Genomic DNA, 26,007 nt, shown 5'->3' with positions numbered 1-26,007 from the left:
CGACAGGCTCCTACCCTACGCCATACAAGCGAGCTTGCTCGCGAATCGCACGGCACGGTACCGGGCCGGAAAATCGCGGGCATGGTCCGCTCCTGTGGGGGACGTTTGGACGGCTTTTGCGGGAGCGAGGGGCGCCCAGTCCTTGCTTGCGAACAGCCCTGCAGTTGGGCGGGTTCGCGAGCAAGCTCGCTCCTACGAAAAAGCAAAAAGCAGCCTCAGTGCTTCCCGCTCAATTCTTCCCGTGCGTAATCGACGAACAGCTGCGCCGGCTTGGTCAGCTGGGCGCGCTTGAGCCAGGCGGCGACCAGGCCGGAGGTGCTGACCTCTTCGGCGACATCCACGGTCACCACCTTCTTGCCGTCGTAGGTGCATTCGGAATGCGGGCGGGTCACCAGCAGCGAGAAACCGAAGCCCTGGCCGACCATGCCGCGTACCATCTCGATCGACGGCGAGCTGAAGGCGATGTGCGGGTTCAGCCCCAGTTCCTCGAAGATGCGCACGAAATAGGTACGGCTGGGCTGCACGTCGAGCAGGATCATCGGCTCCAGCGCCAGGTCGCGCAGGGACACCTTGTCCTGCTTGGCGAAGCGGTGGTCCTCCGGCAGCAGCGCGTAGGGACGCTGGGCCGGCATCAGCGGGTCGGTGACGATGGTGGCGTCCAGGTCGTGCTCGTAGAGCAGCGCCAGGTCGAAGCGACCGCCGGTGAGGCCCTGCACCAGCTCCTGCTGTTCGCCGTCGCTGATGCGGATTTCCACGCCCGGATAGCGCTCGCGAAAGCCCGCGATCAGGCGCGGCAGGTAGAGTGGGGCGACGGTTTCGAAGCAGCCGATGTCGATCTGCCCGGCCACCACGTCGTTGTCGGCCAGGGCGTTCTGCTCGAACTCGTGGGCCATGCGCAGCAGTTCCTGCGCCTTGCGGTAGAAGCGCGCGCCACTGGGGGTCAGGGAAACGCCCTGGGCATGGTGGCGGATGAACAGCTGTACGCCGAAGCTCTCCTCCAGGCCCTTGATCGCCGTGGAGATGGAGGGCTGCGCGATGTACAGCTTGCGCGAGGCCTCGGCCACGCTGCCGCATTCCACGGTGGTCACGAAATACTTCAATTGCCGCAAGGTATAGGAAGCCACTGCACGCCTCGTTGATGCTTTTTTATACAAGATACCGTGTTGCGCCGGCCCGCGGGGGCCGCCCGTGGCGAAGATTTTCCTCGCCGCCGACCACATTTTTCATGGCCTTGGCCGCCTGCTGCGTCCCGCCGGGCCCGGAGCGCCACATGTCGGTGCGGCGCGAACCGAAGCGGTGCAGGCTGCCCAGCTTTTTCATATACCCCGAAGACAAATTTAATAATTTTCCTTGGCGGGGGGTTGGGCGACCATCGATTGCACATCCAGAACAACAAAGTCGCCGCATGATGCGACTGAAGCAGGAGTGCCTTGGTGTACGAGCTCAATGACTGGCAGCAGCGCGCTGCCCGGCAGACCTTCATCGACAGCGCGCTGATCGGTGGCCGCCGCGTGGCCGCCCGTGACGGCGCTACCTTCGCTTCCATCGACCCGGCGACCAACCGTCTGCTGGCGAATGTCGCCGCCTGCGGCGAGGCCGAAGTCGACGCCGCCGTGCGCGCCGCCCGCCAAGCCTTCGAGACCGGTCCCTGGGCGCGCATGGCGCCGCGTGAGCGCAAGGCCGTGCTGCAGAAGCTCGCCGAGCTGATGATGGCCAACCGCGACGAACTGGCCCTGCTCGACACCCTGAACATGGGCAAGCCGGTGATGGACGCCTGGAACATCGACGTGCCCGGCGCCGCCGGCGTGTTCTCCTGGTACGCCGAAAGCCTCGACAAGCTCTACGACCAGGTCGCCCCGACCGCGCAGGACGCCCTGGCCACCATCACCCGCGCGCCGCTGGGCGTGATCGGCGCCGTGGTGCCGTGGAACTTCCCCCTCGACATGGCCGCCTGGAAGCTGGCGCCCGCGCTGGCCGCCGGCAACTCCGTGGTGCTCAAGCCCGCCGAGCAGTCGCCGTTCTCCGCCCTGCGCCTGGCCGAGCTGGCGCTGGAAGCCGGCATCCCCGAAGGCGTGCTGAACGTCGTGCCGGGCCTGGGCGAAACCGCCGGCAAGGCCCTGGGCCTGCATCCGGACGTGGACGCCCTGGTGTTCACCGGCTCGACCCAGGTCGGCAAGTACTTCATGCAGTATTCCGCCCAGTCCAACCTCAAGCAGGTCTGGCTGGAGTGCGGCGGCAAGAGCCCGAACCTGGTGTTCGCCGACTGCCGCGACCTCGATCTGGCCGCCGAGAAGGCCGCCTTCGGCATCTTCTTCAACCAGGGCGAAGTCTGCTCGGCCAACTCGCGCCTGCTGGTGGAGCGCTCGATCCACGACGAGTTCGTCGAGCGCCTGATCGCCAAGGCCCGCGACTGGGCGCCGGGCGACCCGCTGGACCCGGCCAGCCGCGCCGGCGCCATCGTCGATGGCAAGCAGACCGCCGGCATCCTGCGCTGCATCGACCAGGCCGCCAGCGACGGTGCGACGCTCGCCTGCGGCGGCCGTCAGCTGAGCTTCAACGGTTCGGACAATTTCATCGAGCCGACCCTCTTCACCGGTGTGCGTCCGGAGCAGAGCCTGGCCCGCGACGAAGTGTTCGGCCCGGTGCTGGCGGTGATCCCGTTCGACAGCGAAGACGACGCCGTGCGCATGGCCAACGACAGCATCTACGGCCTGGCCGCCTCCCTGTGGAGCGACGACCTGCACCGCGCCCACCGGGTGGCGCGCCGCCTGAACGCCGGCACCGTGTCGGTGAACACCGTGGACGCCCTGGACCCGGCCATTCCGTTCGGCGGCGGCAAGCAGTCCGGCTTCGGCCGCGACCTGTCGCTGCATTCGTTCGACAAGTACACGCAGCTCAAGACCACCTGGTTCCAACTGCGCTGACTTCCATCCGGACCCGATAAACACAATAAGAGAGTCTGCGAATGAGTGTGAACGCACAACAACCCGCTTTGTGCCGCGTGCTCGGCCTGGGCCCGCTGCTGGCCGTGGCCATCGGCCTGGTGGTGTCCCAGGGTGTGATGGTGCTGATGCTGCAGGGGGCCGGCAGTGCCGGCCTCGGCTTCATCGTGCCGCTGGGCCTGGCCTACCTGCTGGCCCTGAGCTATGCCTTCTCCTTCTCCGAACTGGCGCTGATGATCCCGCGCGCCGGCGGCCTGAGCAGCTACACCGAAGTGGCTATCGGGCATTTCCCGGCCATCCTGGCGACCTTCTCCGGCTACGTGGTGGTGGCGATGTTCGCGCTGTCCGCCGAACTGCTGCTGCTCGACATGATCATCGGCAAGGTCTACCCCGGCAGCGTGCCGCCGATGCTCATCGCCTACGGCGTGCTGGGCCTGTTCACCGTGCTCAACCTGCTGGGCATCGACATCTTCGCGCGTCTGCAGAGCGCATTGGCGCTGGTGATGATGATCGTCCTGCTGGCGCTGGGCCTGGGTTCGGTCGGCAGCGAGCAGGCGTCCGCCGGACTGGCCCTGGCCAGTGGCTGGAACCCGTTGGGCGTCGGCGTGCTGGCGCTGACCGCGATGGCCGTGTGGGGCTTCGTTGGCGCCGAGTTCGTGTGCCCGCTGGTGGAGGAAACCAAGCGTCCGGAGCGCAACATCCCGCGTTCGATGATCCTCGGCCTGACCATCATCTTCCTGACCATCGCCCTGTACTGCCTGGGCGCGCTGATGCTGATCCCCGGCGAGGAACTGGCCGGCAGCCTGCTGCCGCACTTCCTGTTCGCCAACCGCGCCTTCGGCGAGTATGGCCAGCTGTTCCTGGTGATCGCCGCCATCACCGCCACCTGCAGCACCCTGAACTCGTCGCTGGCGGCCATCCCGCGCATGCTTTACGGCATGGCGCAGAACGGCCAGGCCTTCCCGCAGTTCCAGTGGCTCAGCCGCAAGGCGCGCACGCCGTGGGTGGCAGTGCTGTTCGTCGCCGCCATCACCGGGCTGCCGATCGTCCTGCTGGGCGACAACCCGGACGCCATCAACATCCTGCTGCTGGCCGCCGCGCTGTCCTGGCTGCTGGCCTACATCATCGCCCACGTCGACGTACTCGCCCTGCGTCGCCGCTACCCGCAGCTGGCCCGGCCGTTCCGCACGCCGTTCTACCCGCTGCCCCAGTTGTTCGGCATCGCCGGCATGCTCTATGCCGTGGTGCACGTGTCCCCGACCCCGGAAATGACCGGCCGCATCTTCGCCAGCGCAGGCGTGGTGCTGGGCGTGGTCTCGCTGGTCGCGGTCGTGTGGATCAAGCTGGTGATGCGCAAACCGCTTTTCGTACCCGAACCGCTCGAGACGGCCGGTGAGACTGCCCAGGGTAAGTCCGTCGCCCTCGATCCCCTGCAATCCCCGACGGCCTGACGTACGCCTCGGGAACTTGGAGAATGTCGATGACCGACCAGACCAGACCGCAACGTGAAACCCGCGATTACCAGAAAGCGGATGCGGCTCACCACATCCACGCCTTCCTCGACCAGAAGGCGCTGAACGCCGAAGGCCCGCGCGTGATGGTGCGCGGCGAAGGCCTGCACCTGTGGGACAACGACGGCAACCGCTACCTGGACGGCATGTCCGGCCTGTGGTGCACCAACCTGGGCTACGGCCGCAAGGACCTGACCGCCGCCGCCACCGCCCAGCTGGACGAACTGCCGTACTACAACATGTTCTTCCACACCACCCACCCGGCGGTGATCGAGCTTTCCGAGACCCTCTTCAGCCTGCTGCCCGACCACTACAGCCACGCGATCTACACCAACTCCGGCTCCGAGGCCAACGAGGTGCTGATCCGTACCGTGCGCCGCTTCTGGCAGATCGAAGGCAAGCCGCAGAAGAAGATCATGATCGGCCGCTGGAACGGCTACCACGGCTCCACCCTGGCGGCCACCGCGCTGGGCGGCATGAAGTTCATGCACGAGATGGGCGGCCTGATCCCGGACATCGCGCACATCGACGAGCCCTACTGGTTCGCCGCCGGCGGCGACCTGACCCCGGCCGAGTTCGGCCGCCGCTGTGCGCTGCAGCTGGAAGAGAAGATTCTCGAGCTGGGCGCCGACAACGTCGCCGGCTTCATCGCCGAACCCTTCCAGGGCGCCGGTGGCATGATCTTCCCGCCGGAAAGCTACTGGCCGGAAATCCAGCGCATCTGCCGTCAGTACGACGTGCTGCTGTGCGCGGACGAAGTGATCGGCGGCTTCGGCCGTACCGGCGAATGGTTCGCCCACCAGCACTTCGGCTTCCAGCCCGACACCCTGTCCATCGCCAAGGGCCTGACCAGCGGCTACATCCCGATGGGCGGCCTGGTACTGAGCAAGCGCATCGCCCAGACCCTGGTGGAAGAGGGCGGCGTGTTCGCCCACGGCCTGACCTACTCCGGCCACCCGGTGGCGGCGGCGGTGGCCGTGGCCAACCTGCGCGCGCTGCGTGACGAGGGCTGGGTCAATGCGGTGAAGAACGACACCGGCCCGTACCTGCAGCAGTGCCTGCGCGAAGTCTTCGGCAACCACCCGCTGGTGGGCGACATCCAGGGCACCGGCTTCGTCGCCGCGCTGCAGTTCGTCCAGGACAAGGCCACCCGCAAGCGTTACGACAACGAGAACGACCTGGCCTGGCGCTGCCGCACCATCGGCTTCGAGGAGGGCGTGATCATTCGCTCCACCCTCGGCCGCATGATCATGGCGCCGGCGCTGGTCGCCGGCCGTACGGAGATCGACGAACTGGTCGAGAAGACCCGCCGCGCGGTCGACCGCACGGCCGAGGAAATCGGCGTGCTGTAACGGCACCCGCTTCCGCTCTTTTGTAGGAGCGAGCTTGCTCGCGAACCCGCCCCGCTGCGGAGTCTGTTCGCGAGCAAGCTCGCTCCTACGAAGAACAAAAGCTCTACAACAACGCCGCGAGCGCGAAGACGCCCGCGCGATGGAACCCTTTTGCCCGGCATTTGCCGGGGGTACTGCCCAGCAACACAACAACGCCAATCCGGCTGTGGGAGTCGTTCCATGAAATCGTCCTTGCTCGTGCGTGTGTCCCTCACCTGTGCTCTCGCCGCCGCTGTCGGCGGAGTTCAGGCCCAGTCCCAAAGCATCACTGTCATCTCCTTTGGCGGCGCCACCAAGGCGGCCCAGGAGCAGGCCTATTTCAAACCCTTCGAAGCCAGCGGCGCCGGGAAGATCGTCGCCGGCGAGTACAACGGCGAAATGGCCAAGGTCAAGGCTATGGTGGACGTCGGCAAGGTCACATGGGATGTGGTGGAAGTGGAAAGCCCCGAGTTGCTGCGCGGCTGCGACGAGGGCCTGTTCGAGCGCATCGACCCGGCGGCCATCGGCGATCCGAAGAACTTCGTTCCCGGCACCCTGAGCGAATGCGGCGTGGCCACCTACGTCTGGTCGATGGTCATGGCCTACAACGGCGCCAAGGTCGCCAAGGCGCCGCAGTCCTGGGCCGACTTCTGGAACACTACCGAATACCCGGGCAAGCGCGGCCTGCGCAAGGGCGCCAAGTACACCCTGGAGATCGCCCTGCTGGCCGACGGCGTGAAGCAGGCGGACCTGTACGAGGTGCTCGGCACCAAGGCCGGCGTCGACCGCGCCTTCGCCAAGCTCGACCAGCTCAAGCCGAGTATCCAGTGGTGGGAAGCCGGCGCGCAGCCGCCGCAATGGCTGGCCGCCGGCGATGTGGTGATGAGCGCCGCCTACAACGGCCGCATCGCCGCCGCGCAGAAGGAAGGCGTGAAGCTGGGCATCGTCTGGCCGGGCAGCCTCTACGACCCGGAATACTGGGCCGTGGTGAAAGGCACGCCGAACAAGGCGCTGGCCGAGAAGTTCATCGCCTTCGCCAGCCAGCCGCAGACCCAGAAGACCTTCTCCGAGAACATCCCCTACGGCCCGGTGCACAAGGGCACCCTCGACCTGCTGCCGGCGGATGTGCGCGACGCGCTGCCCACCGCGCCGACCAACCTGGAAGGCGCCCGCGCCGTCGATGCCGCCTTCTGGGTGGATCACGGCGAAGAGCTGGAACAGCGCTTCAACGCCTGGGCCGCACGCTGATCCTTCCCTGACGCGTGCCCGGCGTCCGCGCCGGGCACTCGCCTTGCATTCCGCGCTGTGCGGATGAGACAGACCATGACGACGACACAGAACCCGTCGGCGACCCTGGAGCTGAGCACCATTCAGCCCATCGCCGCCCATGAACGCCACGGCCGTGCCCGTGATCTCTTCACCATCTGGTTCGGCAGCAACATCATGCTGCTCACCGTAGTGACCGGCGCACTGGCGGTCACCATCTTCAAGCTGCCGTTCTTCAGCGCCGTGCTGGCGCTGGTGCTCGGCCATTTGCTGGGCGGGATATTCATGGCCCTGCATTCGGCCCAGGGGCCGCAGCTGGGCGTGCCGCAGATGGTGCAGACCCGCGGCCAGTTCGGCTCCTACGGCTCGCTGCTGGTGGTCGCCCTGGTGGTGATCATGTACCTGGGCTTCTTCGCCTCCAACCTGGTGCTCGGCGGGCAGACGCTCAGTGCGCGCTTCCCGGTGATCAGCACCAACCAGGGCATCCTGCTGGTCGGTGCGCTGAGCGTCATCGCCAGCATCTTCGGCTACCGCCTGATCCACGGTTACACCCGGCTGATGTGCTGGCTGTCCGGCGCGGTGCTGCTGGTCTGCTTCATCTGGCTGCTGTTCGTCCACGGCCTGCCGGCGGACCTGCTCGAGCGCAACCAGACCACCATCCCCGGCTTTCTCGGCGCACTGTCCATCGCCGCGCTCTGGCAACTGGCCTACGCGCCCTACGTCTCCGATTACTCGCGCTACATGCCGCAGGGCACCGGCTCGCGCACCGCGTTCTGGTCCAGCTACTGGGGCTGCTGCCTGGGTTCGATCCTGCCGATGCTGCTGGGTGTGCTGGTCGGCCTGTCGGTGGGCGAGGGCGATGTCATCGCCGGGCTGATCGACATGACCGGCGGCTTCAGCGCGGTGATGGTCGCGGTGTTCTCCATCGGCATCGCCGCCACCAACTCGATGAACCTGTACTGCGGCACGCTCTCGACCATCACCGTCGGCCAGACCCTGATTCCGGCGTGGAACGCCCAGGCCGGCTGGCGCGCGGTGATCTCCCTGGTGCTGTTCGGTGGCTCGCTGGCCATCGCCCTGCTCGGCCAGGACAACTTCATGGCCAACTACACCAACTTCATCCTGCTGCTGCTCTACGTGCTGGTGCCCTGGAGCGCGATCAACCTGGTCGACTACTACCTGGTGGCCCACGGCGAATACGACGTGCTGTCGTTCTTCCGCCGCGACGGCGGCATCTACGGCACCTTCAACTGGACCGCGGTGAACTGCTACATCCTCGGCATCCTGGTGCAGATCCCCTTCATGTCCACCGCGCTCTACACCGGCGTGGCCGCCCAGGCCATGAACGGTGCGGACATCTCCTGGGTGGTCGGCCTGGGCGTGGTCTCGCCGGTCTACTGGCTGTTCAGCCGCAAGCGCCAACGCAGCCTGAAGGAGGCCCGCGCATGAGCCGTCGCAGCGGATTCTTCTTCGACGAACGCTGCTTCTGGCACGCCGCCGGACTGCACGCGCTGATCCTCCCGGTGGGCGGCTGGCTGCAGCCGCCGGCCGGTTCCGGGCATGCCGAATCGGCGGAGAGCAAACGCCGGCTGAAGAGCCTGATGGACGTCTCCGGCCTCAGTGACCGGCTCAGGCTTTCCAGCGCGCCGCTGGCCAGCGAGGAAGACCTGCTGCGCGTTCACCCGGCGGACTACCTGGCGCGTTTCAAGGCCATGAGCGCTGCCGGCCACGGCGAACTGGGCGAGGAAGCGATGGTCGGTCCCGGCACCTACGAGATCGCCCGGCAGTCCGCGGGGCTCGCCATTGCCGCGGTGGACGCGGTGATGCGCGGCGAGCTGGACAATGCCTACGCGCTGTCCCGTCCGCCGGGTCACCATTGCCTGGCCGATCGCGGCATGGGCTTCTGCTACCTGGCGAACATCGCCGTGGCGGTGGAAGCGGCCAAGGCGCGCCACGGCCTCACGCGCGTGGCGGTGCTGGACTGGGACGTGCACCACGGCAACGGCACCGAGTCGATCTTCTATGGCCGCGACGACGTGCTGACCCTGTCGATCCACCAGGCCGACTGCTTCCCCACCGGCTCCGGCGCGGTGGAGGACATCGGCGAGGGCGCGGGCACCGGCTACAACTTCAACGTGCCGCTCTATCCGGGCAGTGGCGACGACGCCTATCGCGTGGCGATGGAAACCCTCATCGTTCCGGCGCTGGAACGCTTCCAGCCCGAGCTGATCGTGGTCGCCTGCGGCTTCGACGCCAACGGCGTGGATCCGCTGGCGCGCATGCTCGCCCACAGCGAGACCTTCCGCGCCATGACCGCATCGGTCCGCGACGTGGCGGAGCGTCTGTGCGGGGGCCGGCTGGTGCTGGTTCACGAAGGCGGTTACGCCGAAGCCTACGTGCCGTTCTGCGGCCACGCGGTGATCGAGGAACTGGCCGGCGTGCGCACCGAGGTGGTCGATCCCTTCCTGCCGATGCTCGAAGGCCAGCAGCCGGACGCGGACTTCCGCGCCTTCCAGCGCCAGGCCCTGGAGCGGATGGCGGCGAAGCTGCTGGGCTGAGGCCGGCGCCTGCGGCCATCCAGCGGTTGGCGAGTGCCTGCGCGGGTGATGGACGTCGTCCTCGCGCAGTGCGAATAGTTCCTTCGAACGTCGCTGGCGGGGGGCGGCACGACACAGAATGGCTGGATCTCGTTCGTACCGAGGGGCCGCCCCGTGGATTTCCGCTTCAGCGAGGAACAGGACCTGCTGCGCGACATGCTCGCGCGCTACTTGTCCGATCATTACACGTTCGATGCGCGTCAGGCCGCCGTGAACTCGGCAATCGGCTGGCGTCCCGACTGCTGGCGGGCATTCGCCCAGGACCTGGGGCTGCTGGGCATCGGGATTCCCGAGCGCTTCGGTGGATCGGGCGGAGGCATCGTCGACTACCTCGTGGTGATGGAGCAGTTCGGTCGCCACCTGGTGCTGGAGCCGTACCTTGGCACGGCCATCCTGGCGGTCGAGGCGCTGCAACACGCCGATGAGACGCTGGCGGCCGACGTGCTGCCGGCCATCGCGGCCGGCGAGCGGGTGGTAGGCTGGGCCCATGCCGAACCGGAGCTGCGCTACGGTATGGCGCCGCGGGTCCGCGCGGAGGCCGACGCCGGAGGGTACCGCCTGCATGGGCGCAAGGCGCTCGTCAGCGGGGCGCCCTGGGCCACGCACTTCATCGTCAGCGCGAACACCGCCGAGGGGCCGACGCTGTTCTGGGTCGAGCGCACGGCGCCGGGCCTGACATTGATCGAGTCCCCCACCTTCGACGGCGGCCGGACCGCCGACCTGGTGCTGGCCGGCGTGCGGGTGAGCGCGGCACAGGTGTTGGGAACGCCGGGGGGCGCATTGCCCTTGCTCGAGCGGTTGTGCGACATCGCCACGCTGGCCCTGTGCGCGGAAGCGACCGGCGCCACCGCGCGAATGCTGGAGGACACCGTCGCGTACGCGCGCCAGCGTCAACAGTTCGGACAGGCCATCGGCAGCTTCCAGGCTTTGCAGCATCGCATGGCGGACATGTACATGCTGCACGAGCAGGCCGTCGCCCTCACCCAGGTGGCGGCCATGCGTGTTTCCGACGAGCACCGGGAGCGCGCGCTGGCCGTCAGCACCGCCAAGGCGCATGTCGACGAGGCCGGTCGGCGTATCGGCCAGGGGGCGGTACAGATCCACGGTGGCATGGGGGTGACCGAGGAAACGGCGGTGGGTCACTACTTCAAGCGCGTCACCGCGATCGGCCTGCAGTTCGGCAACATCGCCTACCACCTGCGGCGCTGCGTCGACCTGCGCTACCCGGCCAACGTATAAGGATCGTCATGGACATCAACGACTCTCCGCAGGACCTGCAGTTTCGCGCCGAGGTGCGCGCCTGGATCGCCGAGGCGTACGACGCCGAACTGCGCGCGATGATGGCGCAGTCGAAGAACGGCTACCTCGACAAGGCGGCACAGGTGCGCTGGCAGAAGGCACTGCACGCGCGCGGCTGGGCGGCGCCGAACTGGCCGCAGGCGCATGGCGGCCCCGGCTGGACGCCCACGCAACGTCATCTCTTCCAGAGCGAACTGGCCGCCGCCGGTTGCCCGCCGGTGTCGCCGATGGGACTGAAGATGGTGGCGCCGGTCATCATGAAATACGGCACCCCCGAGCAGCAGGCCCGCTTCCTGCCGCGCATCCTCTCGGCCGACGACTTGTGGTGCCAGGGCTATTCCGAGCCGAACGCCGGCTCCGACCTGGCTTCGTTGCAGATGCGCGCGACGCGTGGTGCCGATGCGAACGGCGAGTACTACGTCCTGAACGGTTCGAAGATCTGGACGACGCACGCGCAGTGGGCCGACTGGATGTTCTGCCTGGTGCGCACCTCGCGCGAGGGCAGGCCGCAGGAGGGCATTACATTCCTGCTGCTCGACATGCGCACGCCCGGTATCACCATCTCGGCACTGCCCACGCTCGACGGCCCGATGGAAGGCCAGCAGGAGGTCAACCAAGTCTTCTTCGACGACGTGCGCGTACCGGTCACGCAACGCCTCGGCGAGGAAGGCATGGGCTGGGCCGTCGCCAAGTACCTGCTCGAGTTCGAGCGTGGCGGCAGCTATGCGCCGATGCTGCGCCGGCAGCTGGACAAGGTGGCGGCGATTGCCGCCGCGCAGCCCGGTGAAGAGGGCAACGGACGGCTGATCGACGATCCCGTCTTCCGGCAACGGCTGGGCGCCATGCATGTGCGCGTGGCGGCGGCCGAGGCGACCGAGCAACGGCTGTTCTCCGGCGTGGCCTCGGGCGCGTCTATCGGCGCGGCCTCGAGCATGATCAAGGTGGTCGGCACCGAGACGGCCCAGGCCATCTCCGAGCTGGCCGTCGATGCGCTCGGGCCTTATGCGCTGCCATTCGTACGGGACACCTGGGCCGAGATCCAGGGGCGCGCCGCCAGCCCGCGCCTGGGGCCGGACGATGCCGCGCCGGTCGCGCCGCGCTACTTCAACTATCGCAAGGCATCGATCTACGGTGGTTCCAGCGAGATCCAGCGCAACATCATCGCGCGACAGGTCCTGCAGCTCTGAGCGCACCCATCAGCCCCCTTGGCATCGTTACCCACCCTCTCTACAAAAATCAGAACAGGAGGCAAGGTTCATGAAGACGGAATACCTCGCGACGTTGTCCAGCGCGATTCGCCACTTCGCCCGGGAGCGGGCCGGGGCCATTGCATATGCCTTCGAAGGCCGCGAGACCACCTTTGGCGATTTCGACCGGCATACCGATCGCGTTGCGCAGGCCTTGCTGGCCGACGGCGTGAAGGCCGGCGACCGTATCGCCTATGTCGGCAAGAACAGCGACCACTATTTCGAGCTGTTCTTTGGCGCGGCCAAGATGGGCGCCGTCATCACGCCGGTGAGCTGGCGGCTGGCGGGGCCCGAGATCCAGTACATCGTCTCGCATTGCGACGCGACGCTGGTTTTCGTCGGCACGGAGTCATCGGCGCTGGTGCGCGGCCTGCTGCCAGCGCTGCCGCTGGTGCGTCGCGCGGTGGCGATGGAGGGCGGAGAAGCTGATTGGCCGGCCTATCCGGACTGGCGCGACGCCTGCCCGGATACCCCGCCGACGCATGAAGCGCAGCCCAACGACGTGGTGCTGCAACTCTATACGTCGGGTACGACCGGACGTCCCAAGGGCGTGATGCTGATGCATCGCAACCTGACCTGCGGTACCGAGATCGCCCTGCACGACGGAGCGGACTGGTCGCAATGGAGCGACGACGACGTCTCTCTGGTGGCCATGCCGGTGGCGCATATCGGCGGCTCGGGTTGGGGCGTGCGTGGCGTCCTGGTCGGTTGCAAGGGGGTCGTGGCGCGCGAGTTCGATCCGAGCAAGGTGCTCGACTACATCGAGCACGACCGCATCAGCAAGTTGTTCATGGTGCCGGCGGCCATGCAGATCGTACTGCGCGACCCGCGTGCGCGGCAGGTGGACTATTCGCGTCTCAAGCACATGCTGTACGGCTCGTCGCCGATCCCCGCCGCGTTGCTGCGCGAGGGCATGGCGGTCTTCGGCTGTGGCTTCGTGCAGCAGTACGGCATGACGGAGACCACCGGCACCATCGTGGCGCTGCCGCCGGAAGACCACACGCCCGCCGATGTCCCGCGCATGCGCGCCGCCGGCAAGGCCATGCCCGGCAGCGAGGTGGCGGTGGTCGGGCCGGACGGCCAGAGGCTGCCGGCCGGAGAGGTGGGCGAAGTGGTGATCCGCTCGCCGCAGAACATGGCCGGCTACTGGAAGCAGGAGGAAGACACCGCCCGCACCCTCGACGCCGACGGCTGGCTGCGCAGCGGCGATGCCGGCTACATGGACGCGGACGGCTATCTCTACATCCACGACCGGGTCAAGGACATGATCATCAGCGGCGGGGAAAACATCTATCCGGCCGAAGTGGAGAGCGCCATCTACGGTCACCCGGCCGTTGCCGACGTGGCCGTGATCGGCGTGCCCGACGAGCGCTGGGGCGAGGCGGTCAAGGCGATGGTGGTGCTGCGTCCGGGCGTGGCGGCGGACGTCGACGGTATCCTGGGCTGGGCGCGTGAACGCATCGCGGGCTTCAAGGTGCCCAAGAGCATCGACTTCATCGACGCCATGCCGCGCAATCCGGCCGGCAAGCTGCTGCGCCGGGCGCTGCGGGAGCCGTACTGGGTGGGTTGCAGCCGCCGGGTGAACTAGGCCCACGGATCGAGGCGAAGGGGCTGGGCGCCGCAGCCTGGCTTCAGCCCTGGGGCATCGAGCCTGGCCGGATGAAGGCCAGCATGTGCGCCACATAGTCGGCCTTGCCGAGCTCGATGCCGTGGTGGCGCAGGATCGCGTAGGCGGTGACGCAGTGGAAGTAGAACTGCGGTAGCGCCCAGTCGCGCGCGTACTGCTCGCGGGTCAGGTCGAACACGATGCCGTTGGGCAGGTCCAGCGCGATCGCCGATGGGGACTCGCCATCCAGTGCCGTGGGTTGCAGGTCGCCGAGCACCGCCAGCGCCTCGGCAACGCAGCCCCGTGCGTCGTCCGGCGAACCCGGCCGTTCGTTCGCTTCCCAGCCGTCCTGGCGCACGCCCAGCCAGTGCTCGGGAATGGCCAGGCCACGAAGCCGATAGGTCGGTTCCAGCGCCTGGAAGCAGGTGAAGCGCACCTGTGACGCCAGCGGGTACATGTCCGCCGCCAGCCGCATCGACATCAGCGCTTCGACATCACCGCCCGTGGCCCTCTGGTGCGCCTCGGCCTTGTCGAGCCATTGCCCGAGGTTGGTGAGCATCCGGGTGAAGGTCGGAACGAGCAGATGGGTCAGCGACATGGTGTTCTCCAGGGCAAGGGAGTTTCCAGTTTAGCCCGAGACTGCCTGCCGCGCGGCTCGATACTGCCTTGCGCTAGAGAGTCCGGCTGCCGCCGCCTGAAGGTGATGACCGAGTGCCGCATCGAAGAGTTGCGGACACTCTCGATTGCCAGGACGGCGACTTCGACTGTGCCCTGTGCCGAAACTGTGATCTTGCGCCTTTCGTAGGAGCGAGCTTGCTCGCGAACAGGCTCCGCAGCTTGGCGGTTCGCGAGCAAGCTGGATCCGTCCGTGACTTGCGGTACGCCTGGGAACGCGTGGCGTATGGGCAAAAAAAGGGAGCCTTGCGGCTCCCCTGGAGAGACGGCCGCGGAAGTGGAGTCGCGGCCGGGGGGCGGGTGCACCGTCAGGCGGCGCGGAACAGGTTGTGCGGGTCGATGACGAATTTCTTCGGCACGCCGGCATCGAACTCGCCGTAGCCCTTGGGCGCGTCGTCCAGGGTGATGACTTCCACCCCGACGACATCGGCGATCTTGATGCGGTCCCACATGATCGCCTGCATCAGCTGGCGGTTGTACTTCATCACCGGGGTCTGGCCGGTGTGGAAGCTGTGCGACTTGGCCCAGCCCAGGCCGAAGCGGATGCTCAGCGAGCCCTGCTTGGCGGCCGCGTCCACCGCGCCCGGATCCTCGGTGACGTAAAGGCCCGGAATGCCGATCTTGCCGGCGACCCGCACCACACCCATCAGCGAGTTCAGCACGGTGGCCGGAGCCTCGTGCTGCGAGCCGGAATGACCGTGGCCACGGGCTTCGAAGCCCACCGCGTCGACCGCACAGTCCACTTCCGGCTCGCCCAGCAGGTCGGCGATCTGCTCGTGCAGCGGGGTGTCCCTGGACAGGTCGGCGATTTCGAAGCCCTGGGCCTTGGCGTGGGCCAGGCGGGTCGGGTTGACGTCACCGACGATCACCACGGCGGCGCCCAGCAGGCGGGCCGAGGCGGCAGCGGCGAGACCGACCGGACCGGCACCGGCGATGTAGACGGTGCTGCCCGGACCGACGCCGGCCGTCACCGCACCGTGGTAGCCGGTGGGCAGGATGTCGGAGAGGCAGGTCAGGTCGCGGATCTTCTCCATCGCCGCGTCGCGGTTGGGCAGGCGCAGCAGGTTGAAGTCGGCATAGGGAACCATCACGTACTCGGCCTGGCCACCGACCCAGCCACCCATGTCGACGTAGCCGTAGGCGCCGCCGGCGCGGGACGGGTTGACCGTCAGGCAGACGCCGGTGTGCTGCTCCTTGCAGGTGCGGCAGTGGCCACAGGCGACGTTGAACGGCACCGAGACCAGGTCGCCGATCTTCATGGTTTCCACGCCCCGACCGATCTCCACCACCTCGCCGGTGATCTCGTGGCCCAGTACCAGGCCTTCGGGAGCGGTGGTACGGCCACGGACCATGTGCTGGTCGGAGCCGCAGATGTTGGTGGACACCACGCGCAGGATCACCCCGTGGTCGATCTGCTTGCCCTGCGGGTCCTGCATCTTCGGATAGGGGATGTTCTGTACCTCGACCTTGCCCGGGCCGAGATAAACCACACCACGATTGCCAGACATACGCATTCCTCATTGTGTTTGTGGGTACAAAGGCGGGCCTTGCGGCTCGCGGTTCTGCACTGGGATGTCGTGTGTTGCGCGACAGGGCCGAGGGATTGGCAGCCGGCGGTCTGTCGATGTTGCTCGGTGCTTGGGTGGGCGCTCAGGGAGCACCTCACCCGAGCCCTCTCCCAGAGGGAGAGGGGGTGTTTGTCGATGTTTCGGCCTCAGCCGGCTGCGTTGCGTGAATGGGTTCGCGAGCAAGCTCGCTCCTACAAAACCACCGTCCGGTTGGCGTTCAGGAACACGCGTTTCTCGATGTGGTAGCCCACGGCTTTCGCCAGGGTCAGGCACTCCACATCGCGGCCCTTGGCGATCAGGTCCTCGGGGTAGTGGGCGTGGTCCACGGGCTCGACGCCCTGGGCGATGATCGGGCCCTCGTCGAGGTCGTTGTTGATGTAGTGGGCGGTGGCGCCGACCAGCTTCACACCCTTCTGGTAGGCCTGGTGGTAGGGCTTGGCGCCCTTGAAACCGGGCAGCAGCGAGTGGTGGATGTTGATCGCCCAGCCGTCCAGGCGGCGGCACAGCTCGGGGGACAGCACCTGCATGTAGCGGGCGAGGATCACCAGTTCGGCGCCGGTCTCCTCGATCACCTGCCAGACCTTCGCCTCCTGCGCGCCCTTGTCGTTGGGGTCGAGGGCGAAGTGGTGGTAGGGGATGCCGTGCCAGCGCGCCAGCGGCTCGAGGTCCGGGTGGTTGGAGACCACCGCCACCACGTCCATCGGCAGCTGGCCGATGCGCTGGCGGTAGAGCAGGTCGTTCAGGCAGTGGTCGGCCTTGGAGACCATGATCACCACCTTGCTGCGGTAGCCCGGCGGGGTCAGTTCGACGTTCATCTGGAAGGGCGAGACGCGGTCGGCGAGGCCGGCGCGGAAGGCCGCTTCGTCGAAGCCGTCGCCGGCGCGGAACTCGATGCGGATGAAGAAGCGCTGCGCCAGGCGGTCGTCGAAGGAGTGGTGCTCGGTGACGTAGCAGCTCTGTTCGAACAGGTAGCGCGTGACCACGTCCACCGTGCCCAGCAGGCTCGGGCTGTCGGCGGTGAGGATCCAGGTATCGGGGGTGCGGCTCATGGTCAGGCTCCGAAGCATTTCTCTCGTTGGAGCGGCTCTCACTGGAGAGGTTGGAGTGAGGTCTCCCTCACCCCGGCCCTCTCCCGGAGGGAGAGGGGGAAGAGCGTTTCTTACGCCGCCACCTGCAGGCCGTACTCGGCGCAGGCGTCCTGCAGCCACAGCCAGAAGTAGTCGGAGAAGCTGCGGCGCATCACCAGTTCCCAGGTGTGCTCGCCGGTATGGCGGATCACCAGCTGCGACTTGGCGAAGTTGGTACCCACCGCCTTGCCCACCGGGAAGTTGCTCGGGTGCACGTCGTAGCCGGTGGACTTCATCAGCACTTCGCGGACCTTGGCGCCTTCGAGTTCCAGCAGGGTCTGGCCGCCGCTGACGTTGATCACCGAGTAGTGCAGTTCTTCGCCTAGCGCCTCGCGCAGGCGCTGCTCGACGGCGAACTCCTCGCCGCCGGGGATGATCAGCAGCCACTCGTCCGGGCCGAGCCACTGCAGCGAGGTGTCGCCCTTGGCCACCAGGCCCAGGGCCACCGGCAGCTCCAGGCCCAGGGCCTTGTGCACGCCGCCGGCGAAGGCCGGGTCGTGGGCGTCGCCACGCAGGGTCAGGTGGCCGAGGAATTTCTTCTCGCGCAGGGTCACGCCGGCATTGGCGACCTTGCGGTTGGCGAGCTTGTCCAGCTCGGCGTGGTGCAGGGGCGACTCGGCCTGGATGCCGTCTGCGGGGCGTTGCTGGTAGAGATTGGCTTTGCTCATGTTCTGTTCACCTTGGGGGCGCTTATCGCCTGTTTCCCCTCACCCCAGCCCTCTCCCGCAGGGAGAGGGGGCCGAGCTGAGTGTGCTGTGAGTGTCGTGCTCGCCGGCGGCTCCGAACCGTCCCCTCTCCCTTTGGAGCGGGGCGCGCAGCCAGGGTCAGGGTGAGGGCGGCCGGCGACGCCGCATCAATCCACGTTCTGCCGTTCGCCTTTCGGGTCGTAGAACACCGAGCTGCAGATCTGCGCCTCGATCACCCGGCCATCGGCCAGCGGGGCGTAGACCTTCTCGCCCATGCGCTTGAGCCCGCCCTTCACCACGGCCATCGCGAAGCTGTAGCCGAGGGTGGAGCTCATGTAGCTGGAGGTGACGTGGCCGACCATGTTCATCGGGATCGACTGCTGGGTGTTGAACACCAGTTGCGCGCCTTCGGGCAGCAGGTCCATCGGGTTGGTGGGCTTGAGGCCGACCAGCTGCTTGCGGTCTTCGCGCTGGCAGTCGGCGCGGTTCATGCCACGCCAGCCGATCCAGGAGAACGGCTTGGTGCGACCCACCGCCCAACCCATGTTCAGGTCGTCCGGGGTGACCGAGGCATCGGTGTCCTGGCCGACGATGATGAAGCCCTTCTCGGCGCGCAGGACGTGCATGGTCTCGGTGCCGTACGGCGTCAGGTTGTACTTGGCACCGTGCTCGACGATCTTCTCCAGCACACCCATGGCGTAGTCGGCCTGGATGTTCACCTCGTAGCTCAGCTCGCCGGTGAAGGAGATACGGAACACGCGGGCCGGCACGCCGGCGACCTTGCCTTCCTTCCAGGTCATGAACGGGAAGGCGTCCTTGTCCAGGTCGATGTCGGTGACCTCGGCCAGCAGCTTGCGGCTGTTGGGGCCGGACAGGGTGAGGGTGGCCCAGTGGTCGGTGACCGAGGTGAAGTACACCTTCAGCTCCGGCCATTCGGTCTGGTGGTACAGCTCCAGCCACTCCAGCACGCGCGCCGCGCCGCCAGTGGTGGTGGTCATGACGAAGTGGTTGTCCGCCAGGCATGCGGTGACGCCATCGTCGAAGACCATGCCGTCTTCCTTGCACATCAGGCCGTAGCGGGCCTTGCCCACGTCCAGCTTGGTCCAGGCGTTGGTGTAGACGCGGTTGAGGAACTCGCGGGCGTCCGGGCCCTGGATGTCGATCTTGCCCAGGGTCGAGGCGTCCAGCAGGCCGACCGACTCGCGCACGGCGCGGCACTCGCGGGCCACGGCGGCGTGCATGTCTTCGCCGCGCTTGGGGAAGTACCACGGGCGCTTCCACTGGCCGACGTCCTCGAACTCGGCGCCGTTCTTCACGTGCCAGGCGTGCAGGGCGGTGAAGCGCACCGGTTCGAACAGGTGGCCGCAGTGACGGCCGGCGACGGCGCCAAAGGTCACCGGGGTGTAGTTCGGGCGGAACATGGTGGTGCCGGTGTCGGCGATGCTCTTGCCCTGGGCGCGGGCGGCGATGGCCAGGCCGTTGATGTTGCCCAGCTTGCCCTGGTCGGTGCCGAAGCCCAGCGCGGTGTAGCGCTTGACGTGCTCGATGGACTCGAAGCCCTCGCGGCAGGCCAGTTCGATGGCGGCGGCGGTGACGTCGTTCTGGGTGTCGACGAACTGCTTGGGCGCTCGCGCCGTGGTTTTCTCGTGGGGCACCTGGAACAGCGCGAGGGTGGCGTCCTCGGCGCGCTCGGCAACCACCGGCAGCTCGCCTTCGACGGCCTTGAAGCCGCCGTCGACAGCGGCCTGGCTGCCGGCCTGGTAGCCATCGGCCAGGGCGTCGGCGAGGCGGAACACGCCGTTCACCGCGCCGGCGCAGAGGCGCTTCTGGAAGGCGAGGCCGGGAACGAAGGCGAGGATGTCCTCGCGCCATTCCGGCTTGCCGCCCAGGTGCGAAGCCAGGTGCACCACCGGGCTGTAGCCGCCGGAGCTGGCGATGAGGTCGCAGTCCAGCCACTCACCGGGCGCATTGACCTTGTGGCGGAAGGTGTCGATGGAGGCGACCTTCGCACCGGTCACGCGTTTGCTGCCGCGTGCCTCGATCACTGCGCTGCCGGTGATGACCCGCATGCCGCGCTTGCGCGCTTCCTCGACCCACTCGCCGCGCGGATTGGGGCGGGCGTCGGCGATGGCGACCACCTGCAGACCGGCTTCCTGCCAGTCCAGGGCGACGCGGTAGGCGTAGTCGTTGTTGGTGGACAGCACCAGTTTCTTGCCCGGTGCCACGCCGTAGCGGCGTACATAGGTGGAGACGGCGCCGGCGAGCATGTTGCCCGGCACGTCGTTGTTGCCATACACCAGCGGGCGCTCGTGGGCGCCGGCGGCGAGCACCACGCGGTTGGCGCGGACCCGGTGTACGCGCATGCGTACCTGGCCCAGCGGGGCGGTTTCGCCCAGATGGTCGGTGCGGCGTTCGTGGATGGTGAGGAAGTTGTGATCGTGGTAGCCGTTGACCGTGGCGCGCGGCAGCAGGATCACGTCCGGGTTGCCTTGCAGCTCGGCGATGGCCTTGGCCACCCACTCCTCGGCCGGCTTGCCGTCGAGGGTCTCGCGGGTATCGAGCAGGCTGCCGCCGAACTCTTCCTGTTCATCGGCGAGGATCACCCGCGCACCGCTGCGCGAGGCGGCCAGGGCGGCGGCCAGGCCCGCGGGGCCGGCGCCGACGATCAGCACGTCGGCGTGGTGGTTCATCCAGTCGTAGCTGTCCGGGTCCACTTCGGTGGGCGCACGACCCAGGCCGGCGGCCTTGCGGATGTACTTTTCGTAGGTCAGCCACATGGACTGCGGGTACATGAAGGTCTTGTAGTAGAAGCCGGGCGGCATCATCTTGCCGCCGACCTTGCCGAAGATCCCCATGAGGTCGTTCTGCACGTTCGGCCAGCCATTGGTGGCGGTCGCCACCAGGCCGCTGTACAGGGCCTGCTGGGTGGCGCGCACGTTGGGCACCTGGGTGGATTCGCGCGAGCCGATCTGCAGGATGGCGTTTGGCTCTTCGGCGCCGGCGGCGACGATGCCGCGCGGGCGCGAGTACTTGAAGCTGCGGCCGAGGATGTCGACGCCGTTGGCCAGCAGGGCGGCGGCCAGGGTGTCACCGGCGAAGCCCTGGTAGCTCTGGCCGTTGAAGCTGAAGGTGAGCGGCTTGTTGCGGTCGATGCGACCGCCACGGGACAGACGATTGATCTGGCTCATTAGGCCTTCTCCACGGCGGGCTGGACGGCGGATTTCTTCTCGGACTCGGCGGTGATGCTCGGTTTTCCGCCGATCTTGTAGGTTTCCAGGATTTCGTAGGTCACGGTGTGGCGGGTGACGTTGAAGTACTGGCGGCAGCCGGCGGCGTGCACCCACAGCTCGTGGTGGATGCCGCGCGGGTTGTCGCGGAAGAACATGTACTCGCCCCACTCGGCGTCGGAGCAGGCGGACGGGTCGAGCGGGCGCGGGATGTGCGCCTGGCCCTTGGCGTGGAATTCCTCTTCGGAACGCAGCTCGCCGCAATGAGGGCAGAAGATATTCAGCATGGTCGGGCCCTCTTAGTGTGCGACGGCGGCAGCGCCGTGCTCGTCGATCAGTGCGCCGGTGTGGAAGCGCTCGATGGAGAAGGGCGCGGCCAGCGGGTGCGGCTCGCCCTTGGCGAGGGTGGCGGCGAAGACGTTGCCCGAGCCGGGAGTGGCCTTGAAGCCGCCGGTTCCCCAGCCGCAGTTGAAGAACAGGTTCTGCACCGGGGTCTTGCCGATGATCGGGCAGGCGTCCGGGGTGGTGTCGACGATGCCGCCCCACTGGCGGTTCATGCGTACCCGCGAGAGCACCGGGAACATCTCGACGATGGCCTGCAGGGTGTGCTCGATCACCGGGTAGGAGCCGCGCTGGCCGTAGCCGTTGTAGCCGTCGATGCCGGCGCCGATGACCAGGTCGCCCTTGTCCGACTGGCTGATGTAGCCGTGCACGGCGTTGGACATGATCACGCTGTCGATGATGGGCTTGAGCGGCTCGGAAACCAGCGCCTGCAGCGGGTGCGATTCGATCGGCAGGCGGAAGCCGGCGAGCTTGGCCATGTGCCCGGAGTTGCCGGCGGTGACCACGCCGACGCGCTTGGCGCCGATGAAGCCGCGGTTGGTCTCGACGCCGATGACGGCGCCGTCCTGCTTGCGGAAGCCGATCACTTCGGTCTGCTGGATCAGGTCCACGCCCAGGGCATCGGCGGCGCGGGCGAAGCCCCAGGCCACGGCATCGTGACGGGCCACGCCGCCGCGACGCTGCACGGTGGAGCCCATGATCGGGTAGCGGGCGCTCTTGGTGCAGTTCAGGTAGGGGATCTCTTCGGCCACCTGCTGCGCGTTGAGCAGCTCGCCGTCCACACCGTTCAGGCGGTTGGCGCTGACGCGGCGTTCGCCGTCGCGCATGTCCTGCAGGGTGTGGCAGAGGTTGTAGACGCCGCGCTGGGAGAACATGACGTTGTAGTTGAGGTCCTGGGACAGGCCTTCCCACAGCTTCATGGCGTGTTCGTAGAGCAGCGCCGACTCGTCCCACAGGTAGTTGGAACGCACGATGGTGGTGTTGCGCGCGGTGTTGCCGCCACCCAGCCAGCCCTTCTCGACCACCGCGACGTTGGTGATGCCGTGCTCCTTGGCCAGGTAGTAGGCCGTGGCCAGGCCGTGCCCGCCGCCGCCGACGATGACCACGTCGTAGACCTGCTTGGGCGTGGGCGTGCGCCACATGCGTTGCCAGTTCTCGTGGTGGCTCAGGGAGTGCTTGAACAGGCCGAAGCCGGAGTAGCGTTGCATGGGGTGCTCCTGAAATCTCTAGTCGCGGTGCCGCTCTTCGTAGGACCGAGGGGGGCGCCTAGCTCTTGCTCGCGAATGGCCTCGCGGCGGGGCTGGTTCGCGAGCAAGCTCGCTCCTACAAAAGCGCTCCGGAATTCAACGGTAGACCGGGAAGTCCGCGCACAGGCCCGCGACCTGGGTGGCCACCTTGGCCTCCACGTCGGCGTCGCCCAGGTGGTCCAGCACGTCGCTGATCCAGCCGGCCAGCTCGCGGCACTGTTCTTCCTTCAGGCCACGGGTGGTCACCGCCGGGGTGCCGATGCGGATGCCGGAGGTGACGAACGGGCTCTGCGGATCGTTCGGCACGGCGTTCTTGTTCACCGTGATGCCGACGCGGCCGAGGGCGGCGTCCGCTTCCTTGCCGGTCAGGCCCTGCTTCACCAGGCTGATCAGCATCAGGTGGTTGTCGGTTCCACCGGAGACCACGTCGTAGCCGCGCTCGATGAACACCGAAGCCATGGCCTGGGCGTTCCTGATCACCTGGGCCTGGTAGTCCTTGAAGCCGGGCTCCAGCGCTTCCTTGAAGCACACCGCCTTGGCGGCGATCACGTGCATCAGCGGGCCGCCCTGGACGCCGGGGAAGACGGCGGAGTTGAGCTTCTTCTCGATCTCTTCGTTGGATTTGGCCAGGATCAGGCCGCCGCGCGGGCCGCGCAGGGTCTTGTGGGTGGTGGTGGTAACCACGTCGGCGTAGGGCAGCGGGTTCGGGTACAGGCCGGCGGCAACCAGGCCGGCGACGTGGGCCATGTCGACGAACAGCAGCGCCCCGACCTTGTCGGCGATGGCGCGGAAGCGCGGGAAGTCGAGGGTCTTGGAGTAGGCGGAGAAGCCGGCGACGATCATCTTCGGCTGGTGTTCCACGGCCAGGCGCTCGACTTCGTCGTAGTCGATCAGCCCGGTGTCGGTGTTCAGGCCGTACTGCACGGCGTTGTACAGCTTGCCCGAGGACGACACCTTGGCGCCGTGGGTCAGGTGGCCGCCGTGGGCCAGGCTCATGCCCAGGATGGTGTCGCCGGCATTGATCAGCGCCAGGTACACGGCGGAGTTGGCCGAGGAACCCGAATGCGGCTGGACGTTGGCGTAGTCGGCGCCGAACAGCTGCTTGGCGCGATCGATGGCCAGTTGCTCGACTTTATCCACATGCTCGCAGCCACCGTAGTAACGCTTGCCCGGATAACCTTCGGCGTACTTGTTGGTCAGCCCGCTGCCCTGGGCCTGCATGACGCGCTTGCTGGTGTAGTTCTCCGAAGCGATCAGCTCGAGGTGGTCCTCCTGGCGCGCTTCCTCGGCGTCCATCGCCGCGAGCAGTTCGTCGTCATAGCCCTGGATCTGGTCGTGCTTGCTGAACATCGCTGCGTCTCCCTGCGGCGCGACAGTCGCGCCGGAATGGCTGGTGCCGGGCCGCATGAGGCCCCTTGGCAGCGATGGTATGACTGGCCCTTGCGCCCCAGATGCCTATGTACGCCACGGGGGAGTGCGTTTGCGACATGGCGCCGCGGGAGGAAGTTGACGGTTTGTGGAAACGACCGCTCCAGACAGGCAGAATTGCGGCAGGACGCCAGGAAGGCGTGAATGGCCCCCGAGGGGAGCCGCCACTATCCAGGAGGGACTCCGCGCATGTCCAAACCCGCCACACGACTCAGCGACAAGGATGCCTGTCCGAAGCCCGGACACGGTGTCAACCCGACCGTCACCGGCTCTCCCAGCGTCATCATCAACGGCCTGCCCGCGTTGCGCGTGGGTGACAGCAGCGCCTGCGGCGATGCCGTGACCGAAGGTATCGGCAGCATTCTGGTCGACGGCCAGCCCATCGCCTTCCTGGGCAGCGCGACCGCCCACGGCGGCTCGATCATCAGCGGCTCGGGCGATGTCCTGGTCGGCACCCAGCACAGCCCGGCGCCGTTCGTCGCGCCGCTGCCCGTCGCGGTGGGCTTCAGTTGCCAGTTGCAGCTTTCCGCCGCCAACGGCCAACCCTATTCCAGCCTGCCGTACCAGGCCGTGCTTGCGGACGGCTCGGTGCACACGGGCGTGACCGATCTCGCCGGCGCGACGCAGCCCATCCGCTCGGCGACGCAGATGGCCGTCACCAGCCTCCGCCTGCTGCCGCCCGCCATCGCCACGGCCTGCTGCGCCCGGCACGATCCGGCGCAGGGCCAGGGTATTTCCCTGCCGGTGTCGGGTGTCCAGACGTCGAAGGCGCAAGCCCAGGGCGCGACGCTCGTGCCCGTGCAGAAAGACGACAAGTCGCGCCCGCTGACCAGCGGCGAGCTGAGCATGGCGCAGAGCCTGTTCAAGGACTCGGTGGACTACGCCCGGGTGCGCGTGCACAACGAGGAATACCTGCCGTTCGGTCTGCAGCCCGACAACACGGCGATGACGCCCAACGGGGAGATGTACTTCAACCCGGACTTCTACAAGGCGGACTTCTCCGTGGATGCCCGCGACCGCCACTGGTTCATACACGAGATGGTGCACGTGTGGCAGCACCAGCTTGGCTACTGGGTGCGGCTGCACGGCATGCTGCTGCATCCGGGCACCTTGTGGGGGCTGCTGGGCGACCCTTACGTCTACGAGTTCAAGCCGGGCTCGAAGTTGCAGGACTTCAACATGGAACAGCAGGGCGACATCCTTGCCGACTATTTCAGCTGGTCCACCGGCAACTCGGTCATGAGTGAAAGCGGCAGGAATGTCCGCAGCCTCGCCGAGTTCGAGGCGGTCCTGAGCGATTTCCTGAGGAACCCCAAAGATGCGTCACTGCTTCCCTGAGCTTCTGGGCGGCCTGTTGGCCGTCGTACTCGCCGGCTCCGTACAGGCGACTTCCCGGCACCACGACGGCGAGGCCCGGGTATGGATGAACGGCGAACAGCTCTGCGTCGGTGCGACCGGCACCTATGAGGTGGGCGGTCTGTTCTCAGGCTCGACGAAGGTCGCCGACAACGTCGTCACGCTGCACTCGGTGTCCGTGCTCCGCGACGCGAAGGAAACCTGGGCGCAAAGCTTGTCGCCCGGAACGCCTGGCGCCGGCCTGCGCCTGGTGGCAGATCAGTGCATCGGCTACGGGCGCCTGCCGGCAGACTTCGTGACCAGCACCCCGGCGCAGCCGTTGCAGGCAGGCATGTACGAGGTGTACCTGCTGGCGGGTGACCAGAAGCGTCGGCGGGCGTGGTTCTACAAGCGCTTCTGCCTGGAGCGCGGCGGTGAGGGCTGGCGAGTCGGCGAAGCGCGCTTCGTGGAGAGCGCCGGCCAATGGCAGTGCGTGCCCTGAGGCGATAGGAAAGAGTCACCGCGAAGGCATAA

20 protein-coding genes are annotated in these 26,007 nt (G+C 67.3%); 11 read left to right on the top strand and 9 right to left on the bottom strand.

Annotation, left to right across the window (positions count from 1 at the left end; all coding sequences use genetic code 11):
• Window positions 1-215 precede the first annotated feature (215 nt).
• Window positions 216-1,124 carry a LysR substrate-binding domain-containing protein gene (locus ACYCAX_RS24465; protein WP_015479640.1) on the bottom strand — a complete coding sequence of 303 codons (909 nt, stop codon included), beginning with the start codon at window positions 1,122-1,124 and terminating at the stop codon, window positions 216-218.
• Between the two features lie 309 nt (window positions 1,125-1,433).
• On the opposite strand from ACYCAX_RS24465, the gene ACYCAX_RS24460 reads away from it, so the two are divergent.
• From ACYCAX_RS24460 to ACYCAX_RS24420, 9 genes are all read left to right on the top strand, one after another.
• Complete coding sequence (locus ACYCAX_RS24460) at window positions 1,434-2,924, top strand: aldehyde dehydrogenase (RefSeq protein WP_015479639.1); 1,491 nt, start codon at window positions 1,434-1,436, stop codon at window positions 2,922-2,924.
• 41 nt (window positions 2,925-2,965) lie between these two features.
• Window positions 2,966-4,393, top strand: coding sequence for an APC family permease (locus ACYCAX_RS24455; protein ID WP_460249036.1), 1,428 nt, complete (start codon window positions 2,966-2,968; stop codon window positions 4,391-4,393).
• A gap of 29 nt (window positions 4,394-4,422) precedes the next feature.
• Window positions 4,423-5,805, top strand: a complete 1,383-nt coding sequence (locus tag ACYCAX_RS24450) for an aspartate aminotransferase family protein (protein ID WP_460249035.1) — start codon at window positions 4,423-4,425, stop codon at window positions 5,803-5,805.
• Between the two features lie 219 nt (window positions 5,806-6,024).
• The gene (locus tag ACYCAX_RS24445; RefSeq protein WP_041712273.1) at window positions 6,025-7,071 is read left to right on the top strand and encodes an ABC transporter substrate-binding protein; all 1,047 of its coding nucleotides are present in this window, start codon (window positions 6,025-6,027) and stop codon (window positions 7,069-7,071) included.
• 75 nt (window positions 7,072-7,146) lie between these two features.
• Window positions 7,147-8,538: a purine-cytosine permease family protein gene (locus tag ACYCAX_RS24440; protein WP_015479635.1), complete on the top strand. Its 1,392-nt coding sequence runs from the start codon at window positions 7,147-7,149 to the stop codon at window positions 8,536-8,538.
• Window positions 8,535-9,647: a class II histone deacetylase gene (locus ACYCAX_RS24435; RefSeq protein WP_460249033.1), complete on the top strand. Its 1,113-nt coding sequence runs from the start codon at window positions 8,535-8,537 to the stop codon at window positions 9,645-9,647. Before ACYCAX_RS24440 ends, ACYCAX_RS24435 begins: the two co-directional genes overlap by 4 nt.
• A gap of 153 nt (window positions 9,648-9,800) precedes the next feature.
• Window positions 9,801-10,925: an acyl-CoA dehydrogenase family protein gene (locus tag ACYCAX_RS24430; RefSeq protein ID WP_460249032.1), complete on the top strand. Its 1,125-nt coding sequence runs from the start codon at window positions 9,801-9,803 to the stop codon at window positions 10,923-10,925.
• Between the two features lie 8 nt (window positions 10,926-10,933).
• Window positions 10,934-12,172, top strand: coding sequence for an acyl-CoA dehydrogenase family protein (locus ACYCAX_RS24425; RefSeq protein ID WP_460249031.1), 1,239 nt, complete (start codon window positions 10,934-10,936; stop codon window positions 12,170-12,172).
• 70 nt (window positions 12,173-12,242) lie between these two features.
• A complete protein-coding gene (locus tag ACYCAX_RS24420) occupies window positions 12,243-13,820 on the top strand; it encodes a fatty acid--CoA ligase (protein ID WP_460249030.1) in 1,578 nt (525 codons plus the stop codon).
• A gap of 43 nt (window positions 13,821-13,863) precedes the next feature.
• On the opposite strand, the gene ACYCAX_RS24415 is transcribed toward ACYCAX_RS24420, so the two are convergent.
• From ACYCAX_RS24415 to glyA, 8 genes are all read right to left on the bottom strand, one after another.
• Window positions 13,864-14,436 carry a DUF1993 domain-containing protein gene (locus ACYCAX_RS24415; protein ID WP_460249029.1) on the bottom strand — a complete coding sequence of 191 codons (573 nt, stop codon included), beginning with the start codon at window positions 14,434-14,436 and terminating at the stop codon, window positions 13,864-13,866.
• 385 nt (window positions 14,437-14,821) lie between these two features.
• Window positions 14,822-16,021, bottom strand: a complete 1,200-nt coding sequence (gene fdhA / locus ACYCAX_RS24410) for a formaldehyde dehydrogenase, glutathione-independent (RefSeq protein WP_460249028.1) — start codon at window positions 16,019-16,021, stop codon at window positions 14,822-14,824.
• A gap of 251 nt (window positions 16,022-16,272) precedes the next feature.
• A complete protein-coding gene (locus tag ACYCAX_RS24405) occupies window positions 16,273-17,130 on the bottom strand; it encodes a formyltetrahydrofolate deformylase (RefSeq protein ID WP_294971217.1) in 858 nt (285 codons plus the stop codon).
• A gap of 110 nt (window positions 17,131-17,240) precedes the next feature.
• A complete protein-coding gene (locus ACYCAX_RS24400; protein ID WP_460249027.1) occupies window positions 17,241-17,876 on the bottom strand; it encodes a sarcosine oxidase subunit gamma in 636 nt (211 codons plus the stop codon).
• A gap of 185 nt (window positions 17,877-18,061) precedes the next feature.
• Window positions 18,062-21,082 (bottom strand): sarcosine oxidase subunit alpha, encoded by a 3,021-nt coding sequence (locus ACYCAX_RS24395; RefSeq protein WP_460249026.1) that lies wholly within the window; start codon window positions 21,080-21,082, stop codon window positions 18,062-18,064.
• Complete coding sequence (locus tag ACYCAX_RS24390) at window positions 21,082-21,408, bottom strand: sarcosine oxidase subunit delta (RefSeq protein ID WP_460249025.1); 327 nt, start codon at window positions 21,406-21,408, stop codon at window positions 21,082-21,084. Before ACYCAX_RS24390 ends, ACYCAX_RS24395 begins: the two co-directional genes overlap by 1 nt.
• 12 nt (window positions 21,409-21,420) lie before the next feature.
• A complete protein-coding gene (locus tag ACYCAX_RS24385; protein WP_294979054.1) occupies window positions 21,421-22,671 on the bottom strand; it encodes a sarcosine oxidase subunit beta in 1,251 nt (416 codons plus the stop codon).
• 135 nt (window positions 22,672-22,806) lie between these two features.
• On the bottom strand, window positions 22,807-24,060 hold the full coding sequence (glyA, locus tag ACYCAX_RS24380; RefSeq protein WP_460249023.1) for a serine hydroxymethyltransferase: 1,254 nt from the start codon (window positions 24,058-24,060) through the stop codon (window positions 22,807-22,809).
• Window positions 24,061-24,327: 267 nt separating this feature from the next.
• On the opposite strand from glyA, the gene ACYCAX_RS24375 reads away from it, so the two are divergent.
• Both ACYCAX_RS24375 and ACYCAX_RS24370 read left to right on the top strand, forming a co-directional pair.
• Window positions 24,328-25,476, top strand: coding sequence for a PAAR domain-containing protein (locus ACYCAX_RS24375; protein ID WP_460249022.1), 1,149 nt, complete (start codon window positions 24,328-24,330; stop codon window positions 25,474-25,476).
• Window positions 25,457-25,975, top strand: a complete 519-nt coding sequence (locus ACYCAX_RS24370) for a hypothetical protein (RefSeq protein ID WP_460249020.1) — start codon at window positions 25,457-25,459, stop codon at window positions 25,973-25,975. Before ACYCAX_RS24375 ends, ACYCAX_RS24370 begins: the two co-directional genes overlap by 20 nt.
• Window positions 25,976-26,007: the final 32 nt, after the last annotated feature.

The sequence above is a fragment of the Pseudomonas sp. MT3 genome (assembly GCF_054720805.1).
The sequence above is the reverse complement of the archived record's forward strand: the minus strand, read 5'-3'. Positions and strand labels throughout refer to the sequence as shown.